The following is a 22,985-nucleotide window of genomic DNA, read 5'->3' on the forward strand; positions in this document are numbered from 1 at the left end:
ATGCTGTTATAATCACTTTTTTAGCCACTAATATTTAAACAATGAAACTATCCGATTTTGACTTTGATTTACCAAGCGAACTGATCGCACAATATCCATCTAGTGAACGTGATAATTCAGATTTACTAATTGCTGTTACGCCGCCTATTAAAACCAAATTCTACAACATAATAGATTACTTAAAAGAAGGGGACTTATTAGTCTTTAATAATAGTAAGGTAATAAAAGCAAAGTTAAATTTGGGGAAAAATATTACAATAAATTTGAATCAAAAATTATCAGATGATAGTTGGTCGGCTTTTGCTAAACCAGCTCAGAAGCTTCGTGTAAATGATGAATTTTATTTTGATAATCATAAGGTAATTATTACTGAAAAACTTGCAATGGGTGAGATTAAAGTAAAATTTGAGCTTAATGATATTTCTGTATTCGAGTTCTTAAATAAATACGGTGAGATGCCGCTACCGGTTTATATTAGGCGTTCACACTCATTATGTCATCTCGTGGCTACGACCACGGGATCCAAAAAATATTTAAATAATGACTGGATACCGTGGTCAAACCACGGGATGACAAACACTCAAAACGACAACGACCGCTATCAAACTGTCTATAGCCAAATAGAAGGTTCAGTTGCAGCACCGACGGCAGGCTTGCATTTTACAAAGGATATACTTGATAAGCTTAAGGCAGAAGGCATACAAGCTACATTTTTAACATTACATGTGGGAGCGGGAACTTTTTTACCTGTAAAAACCGAAAATATTCATGAACATAAAATGCATACCGAATATTGCTCTATTACTCCTGACACTGCTGAAATCATCAATAAAGCAAAGCAAGAAGGGAAACGTATTATCGCAGTCGGCACTACAACACTTAGAACACTTGAGAGTTCTTGCAATAACGGCATCGTAAAAGCAGGTAGCTTTGAAACCGATATTTTCATAACCCCAGGTTTTAAATTTCAAACAGCCGATATGCTACTTACTAATTTCCATTTTCCTAAATCTACTTTATTTATGCTTATATGTGCTTTTGCCGGATTTAAAGAGATGCATGAATTATATAAATATGCTATAAAAGAAGCAATGCGTTTTTTTAGCTACGGCGATGCAACGCTTTTATGTAGGAAATGATAATCACAACCGTCATTGCGAGCGACTAAAAGGAGCGTGGCAATCTAGCAAAAATAACAAAAAAAATGCTAAAGGTTAGCATTTTTCACTGAATCCTGTGCTCAAACCACGGGATGACGGAGGTGAAATTGATCCACGCAACAAAGCCTTCTTGCTTTTAGCTAGGAACGACATTTTAGAAAAAAACTATAACAAACTAGATAAAAAATATTTTGGATGATTAAATCCTCTACTTCATTAATACTAGATTCAAAACAAACTGCTTTACGAGAAGAATTAAAACAGCTGGCAGCAGCACTTAATAAGCCTAAAAGTTTATTCAAATTCTTTAATCAAAACAACTTAAAAAGCGGGATTTATTTATACGGTCCGGTGGGCAGCGGTAAAACTATGCTCATGAATTCTTTTTTTGAAGAATTAACCACACCTAGAATAATAATACATTATCAGAACTTTATGCAGGAAATTCATAAATCTATGCATAAATTACAAACAAATCAGAAAGATGTCATCCCTAAAATTGCTAAAAACTATGCTAAACAAACTAAAGTGTTATGTATAGATGAGTTTGAAATTAAAGATATTACTAATGCAATGATAATCAGTAGATTATTTAATGAATTAACAAAGCAAAATATTTTTATTTTTATAACTTCTAACACGAGTCCCAATAATCTGTACAAAGACGGATTACAACGAGAATCTTTCTTACCTTTTATAAAGATAATCAATAATACATTTTATGTTAAATATCTAGATAATCACCATGATTATCGATTTGATAAAGCGTTAGGAGTTAAAGAGGCAAGGATAATTTATCCTTTAACTTTAGAAAACCAAAACAAACTTGAAAAAATTATCACGGATATTAGTGATAATAATCTTGCTCCTCAAAATATACAGGTTCTAGGTAAAGAAATATCATTTCAAAAAGTGCATAAAAAAATATTAGTAACAGATTATAATGAATTATTTACAAGAGACTTAAGCTATATCGATTATGTTAATATTTGCCAAAATTTCAACGTTATTATAGTGGGGAACGTTCATACTATCGATGCTAACGATACAAATACAGCCGTTAGATTTATCAACTTTATCGATAATGCCTATTTCTATAAAATACTCTTATTTATGAGCCTAGAAGATAACACCAATAAAATATATCAAGGTTCAGCACGAGCCGCAGAATTTAAACGCACTATTTCAAGACTAAATGAAATGAATAGCGAATCTTATTTATTAAATAATGATTTTAAGAATTAACTTCCTTAAGAGGTTGAAATGGAGAATATAGTAAATCACTTTAAATTAAGTACGATTTCTATTTTATCTTTTAATTTTTTAAAAATATATCTCATACCGTAAATGGGTTAGCATTAAAACGTTATTCGCCATATTCTTAAACAAATAAAATATTTCTCACCTAATTTAAGGTGATTTACTATATTCTTTCAAAAATCTTATCAATTTTCGCTAAAAAAGCTCTTTAATTACTAATTAAAATTTATTTACAGGACCTCTAAGAAACTTAATAAATTCATCAATATTAATCTTTATATCGTCTTCTAAATGCTCTTCTTCTGTTGTCTGATCTACATAAAAAGGATAATAATCACATGACATATAATTTGCCATTCTTTTATAAAAACTTCTAGAGGGAGTTGTACTATGATTAATCTCTACTACTTTGCATTTTGGAGCCGCAAAAATGAAAGTTAGCAAATCCTGATCCATACGGTCCAACTATTATTTTTGCTTTATTAAAAAGCTGGGCCTGTTCATACGGGGAGGATAGCTCTAGATATATTACTTTAAAACCGAATCTCTCAATTTTTTCTATTAATTCCTCTTCATTAACTATTTTTCGGGTAGAAGCGTATTTACGAGAAATATATATTTTATCGTATGCTTTACTATTAATCTTTAATAAAAATATTTCTTAAATCTTTTTTTAACCATAAAGGCAAAGGCGTACCTTTTACTGGAATAAACGGTACAGATGGAACAATTAGTCTAGTAGCTTGAATTATACAGTCACTATTTACTACAAAAAGCTTATCTTCCGGTATATTTAAATAATTTAATACTATTTCTAATGACTTAATTTGTCATGAATATTTTAAATTATTAATATAAATACGATCATATTCAAGAGCTGATTCTTTTAATATAATTAATCTAGGCAAAATTTGTAGCAGCCAATGATACCAATTTTCAGAACCAGAAGATGAAATTACTGCTAACTTTCCATTAAAATATAAAGGATTTTCAGTATTAATATCTCGTTTTTTTAATAAACGATGTTGATCACCTAAGCTTGTTTAAGTATCTTGTAGAATATAACCTTCTTGAATTAAAATTCCACCTTCATTAATTACTGTGCCATTTGGTAACTCTCAAATAAATTGACTAGTGATGTTTATTCTTTAATACGTAGCATTACTAATATAGAGAAAGGTAAAAATTATGAATATAAAATATCTCATAAAGAGAAAGAAAGATAATTAAAAGTTTGCATTGCAAGCTTGGCAGCGACTTACTCTCCCATGCCTTATGACATAGTACCATTAGCGCTATGAGGTTTCACGTTCGAGTTCGGGATGGGATCGTGTGTTTCACTCATGCTATAACCACCAAGCTAGCAATACAAACTTTTAAAAAGATAGACTTGTATTATAGTTTACTGTTAATGTTGTTGCACAACTCAAAAAAATTTTTATCTTAACTTTTACTACGATACTTAGCAAAATAATTTTTGCTGGATATCGTGGCGGGGCTACATACAGTATAATATTAGTTATGCAATAACATTTTTATTAGTTGATAAAGCTATTTAACCTGATAACTTTGTGAGTTGATATACACTCTTATAACATTAACACTATATGCATATGTAATCTCACAGCAAAGTAAATCAATCGAGCTATTAGTATCGGTTAGCTACACACATTACTGTGCTTCCACACCCGACCTATCAACGTGGTGGTCTTCCACGGCTCTAATGGGGAAGTCTAGTTTTGAGGTGGGTTTCCTGCTTAGATGCATTCAGCGGTTATCCCTTCCGTACTTAGCTACCCAGCTGTGCCGTTGGCACGACAACTGGTCCACCAGGGGTACGTCCACCTCGGTCCTCTCGTACTAAAGGCAGATCCTCTCAAACTTCCTACACCCACGGCAGATAGGGACCGAACTGTCTCACGACGTTCTAAACCCAGCTCACGTACCACTTTAATCGGCGAACAGCCGAACCCTTGGGACCTTCTCCAGCCCCAGGATGTGATGAGCCGACATCGAGGTGCCAAACGATTTCGTCGCTATGGACGCTTGGAAATCATCAGCCTGTTATCCCCGGAGTACCTTTTATTCGTTGAGCGATGGCCCTTCCACTCGGGACCACCGGATCACTATGACCGACTTTCGTCTCTGCTCGTCTTGTCAGACTCGCAGTCAGGCTAGCTTATGCCATTGCACTCTAAAAGTTGATTTCCGACCAACCTGAGCTAACCATCGCGCGCCTCCGTTACTCTTTGGGAGGCGACCGCCCCAGTCAAACTACCCACCATGCATTGTCTCGGACCCTGATTCAAGGATCTCGGTTAGATGTCAAGAACCAAAAGGGTGGTATCTCAAGGGTGACTCCACAAAGGCTGACGCCTTCGCTTCGTAGTCTCCCACCTATCCTGCACATCTGATTCCTAACACCAGTGCAAAGCTATAGTAAAGGTTCACGGGGTCTTTCCGTCTGACCGCGGGAACTCCGCATCTTCACGGAGAATTCAATTTCGCTGAGTCGATACTGGAGACAGTGGGGAAATCGTTACGCCATTCGTGCGGGTCGGAACTTACCCGACAAGGAATTTCGCTACCTTAGGACCGTCATAGTTACGGCCGCCGTTCACTGGGACTTCAATTCAGAGCTTGCACCCCTCCTTTTAATCTTCCAGCACTGGGCAGGCGTCAGACCCTATACGTCGTCTATTGACTTTGCAGAGCCCTGTGTTTTTAATAAACAGTCGCTACCCCCTAGCTTGTGCCACCTGCACATGGTTGCCCATATACAGGTCATCTTTCTTCCGAAGTTACAGATGCAATTTGCCTAGTTCCTTCAGCATCGTTCTCTCAAGCGCCTTGGTATACTCTACCTGTCCACCTGTGTCGGTTTCGGGTACGGTCTATAATGAAGGTGCTATTTCCTGGAAAATATTCACCGCACAATCAATCCAATAAGACTGTACAATTTACTATTTTCGTCACATCCTTCAGGTTCAGGAATATTAACCTGATTCCCATCGATTACGCCTTTCAGCCTCATCTTAGGGGCCGACTAACCTTGCGCAGATTAACTTTACGCAAGAACCCTTGGACTTTCGGCGAGAATGTTTCTCACATTCTTTATCGCTACTTATGTCAGCATTCTCACTTCCGATACCTCCAGCAAACCTTACGGTTCACCTTCGCAGGCTTACGGAACGCTCCGCTACCACTTATGCCAAATGCATAAACCCGCATCTTCGGTACATGACTTGAGCCCCGTTACATTGTTGGCGCAAGAAAACTTATTTAGACTAGTGAGCTATTACGCTTTCTTTAAATGATGGCTGCTTCTAAGCCAACATCCTAGTTGTTTTGGTCTTCTCACATCCTTTAACACTTAGTCATGATTTAGGGACCTTAGATGGCGGTCTGGGCTTTTTCCCTCTCGACTATGGACCTTAGCACCCATAGTCTGTCTGCTATGCTGTACTCATCGACATTCGGAGTTTGATTGAGTTTGGTAAGTCTGTGGGACCCCCTAGCTCATTCAGTGCTCTACCTTCGATGGTAATCGCTATAACGCTCTACCTAAATAGATTTCGCGGAGAACCAGCTATATCCGAGTTTGATTGGCCTTTCACCCCTAACCACAGCTCATCCCCTACTTTTTCAACAGTAGTGGGTTCGGTCCTTCAGTGGATTTTACTCCGCTTTCAACCTGGCCATGGCTAGATCACCCGGTTTCGGGTCTAATTCATCTAACTAAACGCCCTGTTCAGACTCGCTTTCGCTACGCCTACACCTAACGGCTTAAGCTTGCTAGATAAACTAAGTCGCTGACCCATTATACAAAAGGTACGCCGTCACAAGACATATAAATACGCTTGCTCCGACTGCTTGTAAGCATTTGGTTTCAGATACTATTTCACTCCCCTTGTCGGGGTACTTTTCACCTTTCCCTCACGGTACTTGTTCACTATCGGTCACTAGAGAGTACTTAGGCTTAGAGGGTGGTCCCCCTATGTTCAAACAGGATTTCACGTGTCCCGCCTTACTCAAGGACTTCAAACTTTTTACCTATACGGGACTATCACCCTCTATGGTCAACCTTTCCATGTTGTTTTAGTTATTTTTTGAAGCCACTGGCCTGGTCCGCGTTCGCTCGTCACTACTAACGGAGTCTCGGTTGATGTCCTTTCCTCCAGCTACTTAGATATTTCAGTTCGCTGGGTTTGCCTCATATAGCTATGTATTCACTATACAATACCTAATAAATTAGGTGGGTTTCCCTATTCGGAAATCTTCGGATCAAAGTTTATTCGCAACTCCCCGAAGCTTATCGCAGCGTATTACGTCCTTCATCGCCTTCTAGTGCCAAGGCATCCACCAAATGCTCTTATTATATTTACTTACGCTTTTAACTTGAGATTACACGATGCACACAGAATTAATTTCACAATTATTTTCAGCATCTACTCACGAGATAAATTTTTATTATCGCGGTGTATTTAGTTTTTAGCTTTATCAACTTTTTAAACAGCTACAAAGTTTTACGTTTCAAACTTTGTGTGATGATTTTATATCTATATTTTTAAAGCTTGTCAAACACTAATTTCAAATAATTTAAATTTTATTTCTTATGAGAGGGCTTAAAGTTATTTTAACCTCTTTTTAAAGTAAGCTTTGTCGGCTTTTTGTTTAGATTTGCGGTCCCTAATCTTGTATCTACCTTACCGCCTAAATCTTTAAACAAAAATCTGCCTTTTTGTAAAACATGATTTACTGCTGCCATTTCTCCTTCTCTGTTTACCAAACCGCTTTGAGTTTTAACAAACAATAATTTACCGTCTTTTCTAAAGACTAGATTTTCATCAATTGCAAAATCTTTAGTTATACTTAAATTACCGTTCTTATCAAATTTACCTAAAATATTCTTCTGTAAATCAGCAAATGCGGCATGAGTGTATAATTTTGAAATTTCTTTTATTTGCTTTGGATCGTTTATATGTTCGCTGGCTTTGTTAATAAAGCCGCTAATTTCATATTGAGATGTTTTACCATGTGGAGTTTTTTCATAAGAAATTGAGTTTCCGTAAATAGCTTAGTTTGATCCTCTACTTCATCATCTACTATATTAATTACTTTCCTTTTTACAGAATAAATATCACTATTCTTTTCAAGCTTTGAGGTAAAAAACTCCTTAACGTCTCAATTATCATTAAACCTAACTTCTTTTTTATCTTTACCCATAATAATACTCTTATTTTAATACTGTACCTTTTACAATATTTGTACCACGTAAAAATTCTTCTATATTCAAAGCTTTTTTACTCTCTTGCTGAAGTTTTTTCACTCGTAATATACCGCTTCCACAAGCTATTTCCAGCTTATCGCTAATAACGGTACCGGAAGTAAAGTGATGATCCGCATTTAAATATTCTGCTTCAAGGATTTTAATTATTTTATCATTATAACTAAAATATGCTCCGGGCCAAGGATTCATGCCCCTTATTTTACAATCTATTTTATATGTGGATTCATACCAATTAATTTTTCCTTCTTCTTTAGTTAATTTATGAGCATACGTAACGCCGTCACTTGACTGTTTTATTGGTACTATATTATCGATATTTGCAAGCGTTTTAATTAATAACTCCGCTCCGAGATTTGCACATTTGTTATGCAATTCTTCCAATGTTGTTCTTTCTTCTAAATCAAAATCTTCTTTCATCAATATATCACCTGTATCAAGCCCTGTATCCATACGCATAATACATACACTACTTTTCCGGTCCCCCTCTATAATAGTACGCTGCAGAGGAGCCGCTCCTCTGTGACGAGGCAAATCGGATGGATGGATATTAAGACAACCGTATTTCTTAGCTTCTAATATAGCTTTCGGCACAATAAAACCATATGCAATAACAACTATAATATCAGTATTAACTTTATTAATTAGATTTATTATTTCATCATTACGAAGAGTAGAAGGAGTATAAACAGGAATTTGATGCTCAAATGCTAATTGATGTATTGGAGATTTAGCTAAGTTAAGTCCTCTGCCCTTAGCTTTAGGTTGCTGTGTAAAAACAGCTTTAACTTCGTGATGAGTTATAAGTTTTTTAAGAGCGGGAACAGCGAATTCAGGCGTTCCCATAAAGATTACTTTCACACTATATTATTTTTGAGTTTCTTAAGCTTACGAAGTACTACATCTCGTTTTAAATTACTTAAATAATCAATCATAAGCTTACCTTCTAAATGATCATACTCATGCTGGATAACTCTTGCAAGCCAATCATTTGCTTTAAGCTCTTGCGGTTTACCATGATAGTCTAAATACCTAATCTTTATAGATTCCGGTCTTGCCACCTCAATACGTTGCTCTGGTAATGAGATACAACCTTCGTTAGCCGTAACTAGCTCTTCTGATTTTTCTATTATTTCAGGATTCACTATAAAAAGCGGATAAAAATCTTTTGGTCTTGCTACCGAATCATGATCTTTTATATCAATTACTAAAATACGTTTCAATACCCCTACTTGTACTGCTGCAAGCCCTGCACCATCTTCATGGTACATAGTTTTAAGCATATCATCCATAAATTTTCGTGTTTGATCGGTAAACTCTAAAACCGGCTGAGATTTCTGCTTTAATCTTTCATCAGGTGCCGTTACTATCGGTAATATTGACATAATTAAATCTTAATATTTTATTTTAAAATACCAAAAATCACCAAAATGTAAAGAAAACAAACCTGCCTAATTCCGGCAATAGTTGCATAATAAACTCACCTATTTGCAATAATTTGTCGAATTAATAATATTTAGTAAAAAATAATAGCAAATATCAGATAACATGTTAATAAATAAGGCTTACATAAAATTAAGGAGGAATAATAATGCATTGGGGTGATATTGAAGAAATTGCAGAACAACTCGAAGAACATTGTAGCGATCAGTATAATGAAAAAAAAATTTCATTATTAAAGCTAGAGAAACTGATTAGGGACTTAAAGGACTTTGAAGATGGAGAGAAAAAAGTCGAAGAAGTTACATTAGAAGAAATTTTAGACAAATGGGAAGAATTACGTGAAGAAATTAGAGAAATCGATTAAGTAGCTTTTGAGTTATTTTCAGACATTTATAAATTAACTTTATAAAAATACATTATAATCAATAAAAATATAGCAACTGCCTGAAAAAAAACTCTTAAAGTCATTAACTTTGAACTAAATTTCTTATCAAACTTTCCTCCGATAGCCATCGACACTACCCCTATAATAAGAATCGCAACGGTTAAACCAATCGCAATTAATAACCACATCATAATTTATTACCAATATATCACTTTCCACACAAAGATTATATGCTTTTTCTCTTTTAAATCAATTATCTAATTAATATTTGAGATTTGGTTAAAAAATTCACTAATTCTTCATAAAAAATAATAATTCAAGGAACACAAATATCTAATTTATCAAATATAGATAATTCAACAATTACTTTAAAAGAAAAAGAGATATTAGGCTCTTGCGTTCTTATTAATTTTTGCTCAAGAATATCTAAAAATACAAATAATTTAATTTTCTGCACGCAAGAACCTAGAGTATTTTGAGAAACCTCGTCCTATTGCTAAAATATTTATTAATGCTCACGGTGGGACATGACTTGCTCCATGCAAATTTGCTTAAATTAAGCTTTCTGAGTTACACTATATATATTATCTATCAGTTTAACAAAAGCACCATTTCCTAAAACATTAGCACAAGTGATCACAGGATCAAATAAGATATAAAGAGCTGTAATCAGAGACATCATATTAGTATTAAAACCTAGATATTGTTCAAGTATAGGGAGCATTACAATAATTCCGCCACCTGGTATAGCTGCTACTGAAAATTTTGCCAATACAAAATAAAAAGTAAAAATAAAATAATTAAATAAAGTAGGTTCAGCTAATCCATAACTTTTTAGTATAGCATAAGCCAAAATCGGTATGGCAAAACAATCGCCAACAAGATGAATATTTACTGTTATTGGACAACGGTACGAGCGAGTGCTTTATTATTTGTATTATTTTCCGCTCCTATTATACTAAGTGGCATACTTATAACACTAGACATTGCACTAAATCCACTTATAGACGCTGACATCATATTACTGAGGCTAGCTATGAATTCCTTAACTCGACAATTACTTAAAATAAGCAAGAAAGATATAACCAAACTGAGCAAATGCGATCGTCACAAAAATGAACATATAATCTTTAATAATTATATCTAATACTTCATCAAACTGTAGTTTTACGATAAAGCCTATTATAAATAAGGGAATTATATAGATAAACAATCACAATATTTTTGCAACAAATGCTTCTAGCTTGCAAGCCAATCCAATTGCAACTTCAGCACACAATTTTGAGGAAATAAAGCCTAAGATAATACTACTAAATACGATTTTATCATTAGAAACAATATTAGGAAAATTAAGCAACCATAAATAAAGGCTTTAAGCTATCATTTTCTATAGGAGAGATCATTGATAAATCGAATTGATATATGTATATATACCTACATAATGACTTATGCAGGTAGCACAAAAATTAGACTAACATACTAGTAATAATATTAAGAAAACTATACGTGTTGCATATTTGGCTAGCATTACAACAAATTTAAAAAGTAAGCTAAAAATAATTAAAGGCAGAAATAATCCAATTATAGATTTAATAGATAGACTTATTGAATACAATAACCTTTGTACTTCTAAACTTATTAGTGGGTTTAACAATATGATAGCTATGATAATAGCCATTAAAATAAGTGGCATTTTACGCAACATAAAACTTACCTAATAATAATTAGTTAATTTAAATAGATGGATATAATTAAAAGAAAGGTATAGAGATATTGTTACCGGCTTAGACCAGTTGTAGTAGTAAAAAAAGACTGGAAAGTTAATATTTGCATATTCATAAATTCAATATACAGTTATTATAGAGAGAAAAATTAGTGTTGCAATACTTTTCTAGAAGTTCTTTTGGGGGTATTGTTAACTAAAAGCAGATCAATTAATAAATTAACGTCATTGCAAGGAAAATTACAAAGTAATTTGTACGTCCACAATCTCAGGAGTTTTATTATTTCATGAGATTGCCACGTAGCCTATGGCTGCTCGCAAGGCATTGTTGCGTGAATCAATTTCACCTCTGTCATCCCGTGGCTTGACCACAGGGTAACACAGTGGGTTTTACCGGTCCACGCAACAATACCTCCTCACAATGACGACTTAGGTATCTACGCAAAATGCTTTCGCAAGAATGACATCGAGAGCTTTTTAAGAGCTATGCGGGAATAACAACGCCTCAGCCCTTACACCTCTTCAGATTGCTCTAATCCCTCTTCCTCTAACTCACTATCTTCTTCACTTTCAGAAGTTTCAGCAATTAAAGAGACAGACACGACTTTTTCACCATCATCTAGCTTAAATAGGATTACGCCGCTAGTGTTACGTCCCGTAATACGTACTGACTCAAGTTTACAGCGAATTAACTTACCGCTATTGGTAATCAGCATTAACTCATCATCCATTTTAACCGGCATAACACCGACGACTAAACCAGTTTTGTCGTTAATATCCATATTGATTATACCGCTGCCGCCACGGTCAGTAATTCTATAGCCATAAGCTGAGCTTCTCTTACCAAAACCGTTCTCAGTTACGGTTAAAATGAATTCTTCGGAATTTGCCATTTCCAAAATAGCCGGGGCAGTTAAGCTTACGCCAAGTTCTTTAGGATTAAACGCCTCACCTTTAGCAATCTCTAATCTCTGCTCCCACGGCACGGATAAATAAGCATCTCTATCCTCTTTTGTACTACTAATACCTTTAAGCACAGTCATAGAAATTACGGAATCCTCTTTGGCAAGCTTCATACCTCGTACCCCATCGGAAGTACGGCTCTTAATAACACGCAGCGATTCAACAGGGAATCTTAAAGCTTTACCGGCTTTGGTAGCAAGTAAAATATGCTCGTCTTCTTTACATGGTTTTACGTCTATTAATTTATCGTCCTCATCAAGCCTAATAGCAATTTTACCGTTCGACTGAAGCTTTTTGAAATCTAATAAATCGCTTCTTCTGATATTACCCTTGGCAGTTGCGAACATAATGTTTAAATTATCCCTCTCATCCTGATTTTCAGGTAGCGGCATAATATTTGTAATATGCTCATTTGTTTTCAACGGTAATATATTAACCATCGGTCTACCCTTACCCTGCGGATTACTTAAAGGCAGTTTATACAGTTTTAAACTATAAACCTGACCGATATTTGAGAAGAACAACATAGAAGTATGAGTACTACCGACAAAAACTTGCGTGGTAATATCTTCATCACGCATTGAAAGCCCTGATCTTCCTTTACCGCCACGTTTTTGCGCACGATAGCTACTTAGAGGTACACGCTTGATATACCCACCAAGCGTTACGGTTACAACCATTTCTTCACGCTGAATTAAATCTTCTATATCTTGATCAAATTCGCCGAATTCAATTGAAGTAAGACGAGGAGTCGCAAATTCTTCTTTAACTTTAATGAGCTCTTCCTTTAAAATTTCAAGTAACCTTGTACGAGAGCCGAGTATATTAAGATATTCGGTGATTTCCGTAGCGAGGTTCTTTAAATCCTCTTCAAGCTTGTTTTTCTCCATATCGGTCAGGCGTTGCAATCTCATTTCTAAGATTGCCTTAGCTTGCACTTCGGTAAAGTTACATTTACCCTGCTCGTTTAACATTGCTTTATCATCAACCAACTTTACAAGAGGTAGGATATTTAATGCTTCCCACTGACGAGCCATTAATTCTTGTTTAGCTGCATTCGGGTCATTTGAAGCTTTAATAATACGTATTATTTCATCGATATTACTAACGGCAATAGTTAGTCCTAGCAAAATATGAGCTCTATCTCTTGCTTTATTGAGTAAATATATAGTACGCTTAGTAATTACTACTTCCCTAAAACTAACGAAAGCTGCAATTACTTCTTTCAAATTCATCACTTTCGGTAGCCCGTCTTTAAGAGCAAGCATAATAACACCGAAGCTAGTTTGTAGCTGCGTACATGCGTATATTTGATTTAAGACTACTTCAGCAACTACATCTTTCTTTAACTCAATAAAAATCCTTACACCGTTTTTATTCGATTCATCACGTAAATCACTTATACCTTCTATACGCTTTTCCTTAACCATTTCAGCGATTTTCTCAACGAGTCTTGCCTTATTTACCATATACGGTATTTCGGTAATAATAATTGCTTGACGGCTATTACCGATATTCTCAATCTCGGCTCGACCTCGCATAATGATACTACCTCTACCGGTAAGATATGCCGATCTAATACCGCTAATACCTAAAATCATTGAACCTGTAGGAAAATCCGGTCCTTTAACGACTTCAAGTAAATCTAATATTTCTATATCGTTATTATTTATATATAAACAGCACGCATCGATAACCTCACCAAGATTATGAGGCGGGATATTAGTTGCCATACCGACCGCAATACCTCCGCTACCGTTCACCAATAAATTGGGAAACATTGCAGGAAGTACGGAAGGCTCTTTTTCAGAACCATCGTAATTAGGGTTAAAGCTGACAGTCTCTTTATCGATATCCTCTACGAGCTTATGCGAAACTTTGGCCATTCGAGATTCGGTATATCTCATTGCTGCCGCCGCATCACCGTCCATCGAGCCGAAATTACCCTGCCCATCTACAAGCGGTAAACGCAAGGAAAAATCTTGTGCCATACGTACTAACGAGTCGTAAATAGCACTATCGCCGTGCGGATGGTATTTACCCATCACGTCACCGACTATTCTAGCAGATTTTCTATAAGGTTTACTAGCATAATTACCGGCTTCATGCATAGAATAGATAATTCGGCGATGTACCGGCTTTAAGCCGTCCCGAACATCCGGTATAGCTCTACTTACTATAACACTCATAGCATAATCAAGATAAGATACTCTCATCTCATCTTCGATATTTACCGGTACTAAATTAGAAGAAGATTTATCAGTCACGATTACTTAGCCTTAAATTTAATGAATTATATTTAATAATAGAGACATAATAAATTTCTTTCAAGGATTGCTTGTATTTATAATCGTGGCATTGTTTCTAAGTTACCGATGTCATTGCTGCGGGGCATTGTTGCACGGATGCCGATGTCATTCCTGCAATAGCAGGAATCTAGTCTTTTAAGCAAATTATATACTAAATTTTTATGTAATTTTCTTTGTTTTATCATTTTTTACTGGATTCCGGCTTTCGTGGAAATAACATAAACGAGCCATACAATAAGGCCTTTAGTCGCTTACAATAACGACATCAACCGTTTCTAGGCAATAACATAATCGTAAAAGTTAACAAACTTTTTATATATTAGAATTATTTTATACTTTCTAAATATAATGAACGCTGCTCTATTCTTGTTATCTCATCTATCGTTACCTGTTCTTCTAACCTTTGTTTAAACTTAGATCTTAGTTTTTCTAAATCTTTATTTTTCTTAGAGAACGGTAATATTTTAGATAATAATTTATTATTTTTGCATGTAGTTGCTCCCGTGATTAAACTTAAATTGCTCAAGTTTTAACCACCGAAGATTTTAACTTCTGGTGATTGGGACGTTCAAAGAACCGTCACAGAACAGTTATAATAGCTTTTAGGTTTAAAGCTTACACTTTAAACCCTGTACATAGCTACTATCGCCCCGACCATGAGACCATGAAGTCGAGAATTATACCATTTATACGGCTAATAATACCGCTTAGGATAGAGACTTTGAAACCACGGAATAACGTCACCGCTATTCTTGCAAGAGATTTTAGCCAATTTTTTGAAATATCAATTAGCTATCCATGTCATTCCTGCGTGGATCAGTTTTTTCGTCATTGCGAGGAAAATTACATAGTAATTTGACGCAGCAATCTTGAGAAGGATTCCTGAGATTGCCACGCTCACTAACGTTCGCTCGCAATGACGACTTGATATCCACGCAACAAAACCTCCGCGGGAATGACATCGAGCTGGTTTTACCAAACCACTTAATAAAGCTTGTAGTTGATATAATGATAAATTTTAAGAATGTTCCTCTTCTTGCTGTTTATACCAAAGTTCGGCATAATAGCCTTTGTGCTGTAGCAAGGTTTTATGGTTGCCCCGCTCAACTATATAACCGTTATCTAAAACGATAATCTCATCTGCATCGATAATAGTTGAGAGTCTATGGGCAATGATAAGGGTAGTATGGTGAGCCGAGATCTCTTTAAGGCTTGCTTGAATTAGCTTTTCGGTTTTAGTATCAAGCGAACTTGTTGCCTCATCAAAAACATATATTGCTGGATTTTTTAAGATGGTTCTTGCAATTGCAATACGCTGTTTCTCACCGCCCGAAAGCTTTAAGCCTCTCTCGCCTACCTGCGTCTCATACCCCTCGGGTAACGTGCTAATAAACTCATGAATATGAGCATTTTTTGAGGCTGCTATAACTTCATCGTAGCTTGCTGCATTATTACCATATGCAATGTTGTAATATATCGTATCGTTAAACAGTACCGTATCTTGTGGGACAATTCCAATAGATTTACGCAGCGATTGTTGCGTGACTTCTCTTATATCCTGACCATCAATAGTAATATTGCCACTATTAATATCGTAAAACCTAAAAAGCAAACGTGATATCGTCGATTTCCCTGCCCCGCTACTACCGACTACTGCTAAAGTTTTACCGCTCTTGATCGTAAAACTTATATTATGTAAAATCGGACGTTCCTGATTATAAGCAAAGCTAACATTATCGAAACTAACCTCACCTTTTAAGATAATTAGCTCCTTAGCGTTCAAAGCATCCTCTACTTCTGCCGGTATATCAAGCAGCTTAAACATATCTTCCATACTAACTAGAGCGTTTTTAATTTCTCTATAAGCGAAGCCAAGTATTGAAAGCGGGATTGATAGCTGAAATAGATAAGTATTAACCATTATTAAATCGCCGACGGTCATTTTATTTTGGTTAATAGCATTTGCTGAAAGTATCATAAGGCTAACAAGCCCTAAGGATATTATAACATCCTGCCCGATATTTAAAATCGATAGGCTGTTAGTAGTTTTAGTAGCTGATTTTTCATAAATTTGTAAAGCCTCATTAAACTTTATCGCCTCATATTCTTCATTACCGAAATATTTAACGGTCTCAAAATTCAGTAAACTATCGATTGCTCTATTATTGGCGGTGTTATCGCTTTGGTTCATTTCCCTTGCAAAAGAAATACGCCAAGTACTGATTAGGCAAGTATAACCAACATAAACTATCATTGTTATTAAAATAGTTACGGCAAACCAAATACCGTAAACATACCATAACATCCCGCTTACTAATATAATTTCTACGCTTGTCGGGAAAATATTAAATAACGAATACCGCAGTACCGCTTCAATACCTTTAGTACCACGCTCTATTGACCTACTTAAGCCCCCTGTTTTTCTAGTAATGTGAAAACGCATACTTAAATTATGCATGTACTTAAAGACATTTAGAGCAACTAAGCGAGTTGCTTGATGCCCTACTTTTGAAAAAATGATATTTCGTAATTCACTGAAAATTTGAACAAGTATTTTTGTTCCACCATATGCAACAATAATCCCGATAATAACCGAAAGAGCAAAGTTTTTATTTAGCCCATCTATTATATATTTATAAACAATAGGAACGAAAATATTTATTACTTTAGCTATGACTAGACAAATAAGAGAGGTAATAATACGCAGGCGTATATCAAAATCCTTCGACCATAAATACGGCAGAAGTAGATAGAATGAATTTTTGCGAGTTTTGTTTTTGGACATTTTGAAGTTTTTGTAGTTTTCAGCATCATTGCGAGCGGGCATTGCTCGCGTGGATACTAAATCTTCATTGCGAGCGACCGTATGGAGCGTGGCAATCTCATGAAATAATAACAAGCTCCTGAAATTGCTTCGTCAATTACTTCGTAATTTCCTCGCAATGACGTTTTTATTAATTACGCTCCGGCAGCAGGTGAAGTCTTCTTTGGCTGATTTTCTAACAGCTTATCTAGCCTTCCCTCTTTTTCAAGATCAAACAGAGCATCACAACCGCCAACATGCATATTATCTATAAATATCTGCGGGACGGTCTTTTTTCCACCAGATTTCTTAATAAATTTTTCTTTCTCTTCCTGAGTAAAATTACTTACTTCAATTTCCTCATAAGCAACATTTTTCTCATCAAGCAATGCTTTAGCTTTTATACAATAAGGACAACTAGCGAGAGTATAAATAATAATTGTGTGTAATATAGCTTTATTCATAATGTTATATTTTTTTATTAGATTTTAATGTATTATCTTAAACTATATTTTTTAAAGCAAGTAAAAATGCATGAACAATTTTTCTATTATCTCAGAATATAAACCGGCAGGCGATCAACCAAAAGCAATAGATGAAATTATAGCAGGGTTAAGTAGCAAAAAACGCTCACAAATATTGCTTGGTATTACGGGATCCGGCAAAACCTTTACTATGGCAAATATTATAGAGAGAACTAATCGTCCTACTCTTATTATGGCTCATAATAAAACTTTAGCTGCCCAAATCTATTCAGAGATGAAATCGATTTTTCCAAAGAATGCCGTTGAATACTTTGTCTCATATTATGATTATTACCAGCCCGAAGCTTATATAGCACGCACCGATACTTTTATAGAAAAAGACTCATCAATTAACGAACAGATTGATTTAATGCGTCATGCCGCTACAAGATCGCTATTAGAGCGTCGTGACGTTATAGTAGTTTCTTCCGTTTCCTGTATTTACGGGCTTGGCTCTCCCGATTTATATTACCAAATGATGGTTAATCTAGAGCCTGGTCAAAGCTACCCTCGTGATCAGCTACTAAACGATTTGATAAATCTACAATATGAGCGTAACGATATCGGATTTGAACGTGGCTGTTTTAGAGTTAAAGGCGACAACATCGATATTTTCCCCTCACATTACAGCGATAAAGCTTGGCGTTTATCGTTTTTCGGTAATGAACTCGAATATATCCATGAATTTGATCCCCTAACAGGTGAAAAACTTGCTAAGCTCGATAAAGCTATGGTTTTTGGTAATTCACATTTTGTGATGCCTCAAGAAACGGTCAATAATGCCATATCAGGTATTGAAGAAGAATTACAAAAACGCTTAGAGTTTTTAAAGTCACAAGACAAACCACTTGAAATTCAAAGGCTAAATCAACGTACTCAATATGATCTTGAAATGTTAACGGAAACCGGCAGCTGTAAAGGCGTTGAAAACTACTCTCGCTTTTTCACAGGACGTAATGCCGGTGAGCCGCCTCCTACATTATTCGAATACCTACCAGAAGATGCATTATTATTTGTTGATGAAAGCCATGTATCCGTACCGCAAATTAGAGCGATGTATAACGGCGATCGAGCAAGGAAAGAAGTTTTGGTAGAGCATGGATTTCGTCTCCCCTCTGCACTTGATAACAGACCTTTAAAATTTGAAGAATGGGAAAAATTTAGACCACAAACTGTGTTTGTATCTGCAACTCCAGGACCGTTCGAGTTAGAAGAAACGGGCGGCACGGTTGTAGAATTGATTATCAGACCTACGGGACTGCTTGACCCTGAATGTATTATCAAACCCGCTACTAACCAAGTTGAGGATTTAATTAGTGAAATTCAAACCACTATCGCTAAAGGTTTTCGTGTGCTAGTCACCACCTTAACTAAAAAAATGGCAGAAGATTTAACCGCCTATTTGCAGGAACTAAAATATAAAACTTCTTATTTACATTCTCACGTTCATACTCTAGAGCGTATAGAGATTTTACGAGATTTAAGACAAGGTACTATTGATATTTTAGTCGGTATTAATCTATTAAGGGAGGGGCTTGACATCCCTGAATGCGGCTTAGTTGCTATACTTGATGCAGACAAAGAGGGGTTTTTGCGGTCGGAAGTATCGTTAATACAAACAATAGGAAGAGCTGCAAGAAATAGCGAGGGTAGAGTTATACTTTATGCCGATAAAATGACTAAATCTATCGATAAAGCCGTTAGTGAAACGTTGCGTAGAAGGCAAATTCAGCAGGAATATAATGAAAAACACAGCATAATTCCAAAAACCATCAACCGTGCTATTCACGCTTTAGCAGAATTTGAGAAAATCGATAGTAAGCTTGATAAAAAACAAGCTCATGCTTTATTTGATAATCCTGCTAAGCTAAAAACCCATATTGATAAATTAAAGAAAGAAATGCTTAAAGCCGCAAGTAATCTTGAATTTGAACAAGCCGCAAAACTTCGTGATCAGCTAAAAACTCTAGAAGAGGCAGCACTCGAGTTGAGTTAATGGTGTGCGTTGTGGATACCAAAATCGTCATCGTCATTGCGAGGAAAAACTGTAAATTTTGACGCAGCAATCTCAGGAGTTTGTTATTATTTTATGAGATTGCCACGCAGCCTATGGCTGCTCGCAATGATGATTCAGTGTCCACACAGGCAATACCATTAACAACACCTAAAACTCCTACGATGATACGGTGATAAGCCGTGTATATTAATAGCTTCGATATGTTCTTTGGTACCGTAGCCGGAATTTTTGTGCCATAAATATTGGGGGAATTCAGCACTTAAGTCTAGCATCAAATGATCCCTAGTAACTTTTGCAACAATAGAAGCCGCAGCAATCGATAATGATAAATCATCACCGTTAATTATACTGATAAATCTTTCATCCTTAAACTGCATATTACCATCAACTAACACTATTTCTGGCTCAAGGCTAAGATTTGCCACAGCAATAGAACAAGCTTTTTTAGTTGCCTCTAATATATTAATATCATCAATTTCGATATGAGAAATAATAGCAGTTGCCCAAACATAATTACTAGTGATTTGTTCATATAGTAATTCTCTTTTCTTTTTGGAAAGCTTTTTAGAATCTTTAATGCCCGTTATAATATTGGCGTTATCTATTATAACGGCACTTGCTACTACCGGACCTGCAAGCGGTCCTCTACCTGCTTCATCTATACCTGCTACAATACAGTTCTGATATTTTTTTTCAAAATGTAATAGATCTACTTCCATAATTGTATTTTTTTAATTTTTGATATATGATAGAGCAGTTTAGAATTACAAAAAAGGAAAAGTGCAAAATTATTTTCAATTATTAGGACTTCCGCAAGAGTATAATATTAATTTAAAGATATTAGAAAAGCAATATTTTGCTATGCAGGTAAAATATCATCCCGATAAAGCAAAAACTTTGCAGGAAAAGGAACAAAATCTAATTACTGCGGCTGAATTAAATAACGCTTACTCTACTCTTAAAGATGCCTTAAAACGTGCTGAATATATGTTGCTTTTGCAAAATATAAATTTGAATGACGAAAAAACACGTAGTTTACTTTCGCCGCTAGAATTAAGCATATTCTGGGATGAAATGGAAATAATCGAAAATACTATCCTATTTAGTGATTTAGAAAAAATAAAAGACAAATATGAATTAATGAAAAAGCTTGAAATTGATTCTTTAAAACAAGCTTTTGAAGAACAAAATCTATCAGACGCAACTATAAAAACTAGCAAGCTTAAATATATTGGGACATTGCTGCATAAACTGCAAGAAAAAATAAAATCATGCAAATAATAGAAATTAGGGAACCGGAGCAAGCTGATTTTAAGCAAGAACGGCAAATAGCAGTCGGTATCGATTTTGGCACTACTAACTCATTAATAGCTATTGCAGCTAATAGAAAAGTTAAAGTTATTAAATCTATAGATGATAAAGAATTAATCCCAACTACTATAGATTTTACAAGTAACAATTTTACTATAGGTAATAATACAGGACTGCGTTCTATTAAAAGACTATTCGGTAAAACATTAAAAGAAATTCTAAATACTCCAGCACTTTTTTCGTTAGTTAAAGATTATCTAGATGTAAATAGTAGTGAGCTTAAGCTAAATTTTGCAAATAAACAACTGAGAGTCTGTGAAATTGCAGCAGAAGTTTTTATTTATCTAAAAAATCAAGCAGAAGAACAATTAAAGACTAATCTAACTAAAGCAGTAATAACAGTACCTGCACATTTTAACGATGCAGCAAGAGGCGAAGTAATGCTTGCGGCTAAAATAGCAGGTTTTGAAGTATTAAGGCTAATTGCCGAACCTACTGCAGCTGCCTATGCTTACGGCTTAAACAAAAATCAAAAAGGCTGTTATTTAGTATATGACCTAGGCGGCGGCACTTTTGACGTATCTATTCTTAATATACAAGAAGGTATTTTTCAAGTTATAGCAACAAACGGCGATAATATGCTTGGTGGCAACGATATAGATGTAGTAATTACACAATATCTTTGCAATAAATTTGATTTACCTAATTCTATAGATACTTTACAACTTGCAAAAAAAGCAAAAGAAACTTTAACATATAAAGATAGTTTTAATAATGATAATATATCAATTAATAAGCAAACATTGGAGCAATTAATTTTACCCTTAGTAGAACGTACTATCAATATAGCTCAAGAGTGTTTAGAACAAGCAGGAAATCCAAATATAGACGGAGTTATTTTAGTAGGGGGTGCAACCCGTATTCCTTTAATAAAAGACGAATTATATAAAGCATTTAAAATAGATATTCTATCAGATATCGATCCTGATAAAGCAGTTGTATGGGGGGCTGCATTACAAGCAGAAAATTTAATAGCACCCCATACAAATTCATTATTGATTGATGTAGCACCTTTATCGCTGGGTATGGAATTATATGGCGGTATAGTTGAAAAAATCATCATGCATAATACTCCGATTCCTATTTCGGTAGTAAAAGAATTTACGACTTATGTCGATAATCAAACCGGTATACAATTTCATATATTGCAAGGTGAACGTGAAATGGCTGCCGATTGCCGCAGTTTAGCTCGATTTGAGTTAAAGGGACTTCCTCCTATGAAAGCAGGATATATTAGAGCTGAAGTTACTTTTGCTATTGACGCAGACGGTATATTATCCGTTTCTGCTTATGAGAAAATCAGCAATACATCACATGCTATAGAAGTAAAGCCAAATCACGGTATTGATAAAACGGAGATTGATATTATGTTAGAAAACGCGTATAAAAATGCTAAAATAGATTATACTACAAGATTATTACAAGAAGCAGTAATTAAAGCAGAGACTTTAATCTTTAGCATAGAACGTGCTATAGCGGAATTAACAACTTTATTATCGGAAAGTGAGATATCTATAATTAATTCTTTATTAGATAATATAAAAGAAGCCGCACACGCTAGAGATCCGATCTTAATTAATAATTCTATTAAAGAGTTTAAATCCAAAATAAAAAAATCTATGGATACAAAGTTTAATATAATAATTAATGATTTGCTAAAAGGCAAAAATATCAATCAAATTAAATAGCCTCAGTTATATATAAAATATTATATATAATCGAACTAATTTAGATAAGGAA

General features: G+C 35.0%; 21 protein-coding genes and 2 rRNA genes. 7 read left to right on the plus strand and 16 right to left on the minus strand.

Translation table 11 applies throughout. The annotated features are described in order from the left end of the window. The first annotated feature begins 41 nt into the window (after positions 1 to 41). Both queA and zapE read left to right on the plus strand, forming a co-directional pair. Positions 42 to 1,139 (plus strand): tRNA preQ1(34) S-adenosylmethionine ribosyltransferase-isomerase QueA, encoded by a 1,098-nt coding sequence (gene queA, locus AB4K15_RS00550; protein WP_032073948.1) that lies wholly within the window; start codon positions 42 to 44, stop codon positions 1,137 to 1,139. A gap of 216 nt (positions 1,140 to 1,355) precedes the next feature. Then, on the plus strand, positions 1,356 to 2,405 hold the full coding sequence (gene zapE / locus AB4K15_RS00555; protein WP_500224775.1) for a cell division protein ZapE: 1,050 nt from the start codon (positions 1,356 to 1,358) through the stop codon (positions 2,403 to 2,405). Positions 2,406 to 2,639: 234 nt separating this feature from the next. Here the strand turns inward: zapE and AB4K15_RS00560 are convergent, their stop codons facing one another. The 7 genes from AB4K15_RS00560 to def form a co-directional block, all read right to left on the minus strand. After that, a complete protein-coding gene (locus AB4K15_RS00560) occupies positions 2,640 to 2,876 on the minus strand; it encodes a hypothetical protein (protein WP_500224772.1) in 237 nt (78 codons plus the stop codon). Then, on the minus strand, positions 2,815 to 3,078 hold the full coding sequence (locus tag AB4K15_RS00565; RefSeq protein WP_500225655.1) for a glycosyltransferase 61 family protein: 264 nt from the start codon (positions 3,076 to 3,078) through the stop codon (positions 2,815 to 2,817). The genes AB4K15_RS00560 and AB4K15_RS00565 overlap by 62 nt, the downstream gene beginning before the upstream one ends. 587 nt (positions 3,079 to 3,665) lie before the next feature. Further along, positions 3,666 to 3,780 (minus strand): 5S ribosomal RNA (gene rrf, locus AB4K15_RS00570). 267 nt (positions 3,781 to 4,047) lie between these two features. Then, positions 4,048 to 6,807, minus strand: a 23S ribosomal RNA gene (locus tag AB4K15_RS00575). A 249-nt stretch (positions 6,808 to 7,056) separates the two neighbouring features. Then, a complete protein-coding gene (locus AB4K15_RS00580) occupies positions 7,057 to 7,479 on the minus strand; it encodes a hypothetical protein (protein ID WP_032073945.1) in 423 nt (140 codons plus the stop codon). Positions 7,480 to 7,656: 177 nt separating this feature from the next. Beyond that, a complete protein-coding gene (fmt, locus tag AB4K15_RS00585; RefSeq protein ID WP_032073944.1) occupies positions 7,657 to 8,568 on the minus strand; it encodes a methionyl-tRNA formyltransferase in 912 nt (303 codons plus the stop codon). Further along, positions 8,565 to 9,092 (minus strand): peptide deformylase, encoded by a 528-nt coding sequence (gene def / locus AB4K15_RS00590; protein WP_032073943.1) that lies wholly within the window; start codon positions 9,090 to 9,092, stop codon positions 8,565 to 8,567. Before def ends, fmt begins: the two co-directional genes overlap by 4 nt. 206 nt (positions 9,093 to 9,298) lie before the next feature. On the opposite strand from def, the gene AB4K15_RS00595 reads away from it, so the two are divergent. Continuing rightward, entirely contained in the window at positions 9,299 to 9,514 is a 216-nt protein-coding gene (locus AB4K15_RS00595; RefSeq protein WP_010976937.1) for a Fe-S cluster assembly protein IscX, read from the plus strand. A 26-nt stretch (positions 9,515 to 9,540) separates the two neighbouring features. Here AB4K15_RS00595 and AB4K15_RS00600 read toward each other — a convergent pair whose 3' ends face one another. The 4 genes from AB4K15_RS00600 to AB4K15_RS00615 form a co-directional block, all read right to left on the minus strand. Next, the gene (locus AB4K15_RS00600; RefSeq protein WP_032073942.1) at positions 9,541 to 9,726 is read right to left on the minus strand and encodes a twin transmembrane helix small protein; all 186 of its coding nucleotides are present in this window, start codon (positions 9,724 to 9,726) and stop codon (positions 9,541 to 9,543) included. A gap of 125 nt (positions 9,727 to 9,851) precedes the next feature. After that, positions 9,852 to 9,992, minus strand: a complete 141-nt coding sequence (locus AB4K15_RS00605) for a hypothetical protein (RefSeq protein ID WP_032073941.1) — start codon at positions 9,990 to 9,992, stop codon at positions 9,852 to 9,854. A gap of 99 nt (positions 9,993 to 10,091) precedes the next feature. Beyond that, positions 10,092 to 10,388 (minus strand): cation:dicarboxylate symporter family transporter, encoded by a 297-nt coding sequence (locus AB4K15_RS00610; RefSeq protein WP_014409989.1) that lies wholly within the window; start codon positions 10,386 to 10,388, stop codon positions 10,092 to 10,094. A 44-nt stretch (positions 10,389 to 10,432) separates the two neighbouring features. Then, positions 10,433 to 10,522, minus strand: coding sequence for a transporter (locus AB4K15_RS00615; RefSeq protein WP_231288556.1), 90 nt, complete (start codon positions 10,520 to 10,522; stop codon positions 10,433 to 10,435). Positions 10,523 to 11,025: 503 nt separating this feature from the next. On the opposite strand from AB4K15_RS00615, the gene AB4K15_RS00620 reads away from it, so the two are divergent. Next, the gene (locus AB4K15_RS00620) at positions 11,026 to 11,253 is read left to right on the plus strand and encodes a hypothetical protein (RefSeq protein WP_500224884.1); all 228 of its coding nucleotides are present in this window, start codon (positions 11,026 to 11,028) and stop codon (positions 11,251 to 11,253) included. Positions 11,254 to 11,770: 517 nt separating this feature from the next. On the opposite strand, the gene gyrA is transcribed toward AB4K15_RS00620, so the two are convergent. The 4 genes from gyrA to grxC all read right to left on the minus strand — a co-directional run bounded on the left by gyrA (position 11,771) and on the right by grxC (position 17,797). Continuing rightward, positions 11,771 to 14,488 (minus strand): DNA topoisomerase (ATP-hydrolyzing) subunit A, encoded by a 2,718-nt coding sequence (gyrA, locus tag AB4K15_RS00625; protein WP_032073938.1) that lies wholly within the window; start codon positions 14,486 to 14,488, stop codon positions 11,771 to 11,773. 367 nt (positions 14,489 to 14,855) lie between these two features. Continuing rightward, on the minus strand, positions 14,856 to 15,056 hold the full coding sequence (locus tag AB4K15_RS00630) for a hypothetical protein (protein WP_500224770.1): 201 nt from the start codon (positions 15,054 to 15,056) through the stop codon (positions 14,856 to 14,858). A 492-nt stretch (positions 15,057 to 15,548) separates the two neighbouring features. Next, positions 15,549 to 17,315: an ABCB family ABC transporter ATP-binding protein/permease gene (locus AB4K15_RS00635; protein ID WP_032073937.1), complete on the minus strand. Its 1,767-nt coding sequence runs from the start codon at positions 17,313 to 17,315 to the stop codon at positions 15,549 to 15,551. Positions 17,316 to 17,488: 173 nt separating this feature from the next. Continuing rightward, complete coding sequence (gene grxC, locus AB4K15_RS00640) at positions 17,489 to 17,797, minus strand: glutaredoxin 3 (RefSeq protein ID WP_014365335.1); 309 nt, start codon at positions 17,795 to 17,797, stop codon at positions 17,489 to 17,491. Positions 17,798 to 17,867: 70 nt separating this feature from the next. Here grxC and uvrB point away from each other — a divergent pair, with 70 nt between their 5' ends. After that, positions 17,868 to 19,853, plus strand: coding sequence for an excinuclease ABC subunit UvrB (gene uvrB, locus AB4K15_RS00645; protein ID WP_032073936.1), 1,986 nt, complete (start codon positions 17,868 to 17,870; stop codon positions 19,851 to 19,853). Between the two features lie 158 nt (positions 19,854 to 20,011). Here the strand turns inward: uvrB and rnhB are convergent, their stop codons facing one another. After that, the gene (gene rnhB, locus AB4K15_RS00650) at positions 20,012 to 20,593 is read right to left on the minus strand and encodes a ribonuclease HII (protein ID WP_032073935.1); all 582 of its coding nucleotides are present in this window, start codon (positions 20,591 to 20,593) and stop codon (positions 20,012 to 20,014) included. Between the two features lie 61 nt (positions 20,594 to 20,654). Here rnhB and hscB point away from each other — a divergent pair, with 61 nt between their 5' ends. Further along, entirely contained in the window at positions 20,655 to 21,155 is a 501-nt protein-coding gene (hscB, locus tag AB4K15_RS00655; RefSeq protein ID WP_004996487.1) for a Fe-S protein assembly co-chaperone HscB, read from the plus strand. Beyond that, positions 21,146 to 22,933 (plus strand): Fe-S protein assembly chaperone HscA, encoded by a 1,788-nt coding sequence (gene hscA, locus AB4K15_RS00660; protein ID WP_032073934.1) that lies wholly within the window; start codon positions 21,146 to 21,148, stop codon positions 22,931 to 22,933. Before hscB ends, hscA begins: the two co-directional genes overlap by 10 nt. The last annotated feature ends 52 nt before the right edge of the window (positions 22,934 to 22,985 follow it).

The sequence above is a fragment of the Rickettsia aeschlimannii genome (genome assembly GCF_047973405.1).
GTDB lineage: Bacteria > Pseudomonadota > Alphaproteobacteria > Rickettsiales > Rickettsiaceae > Rickettsia > Rickettsia rickettsii.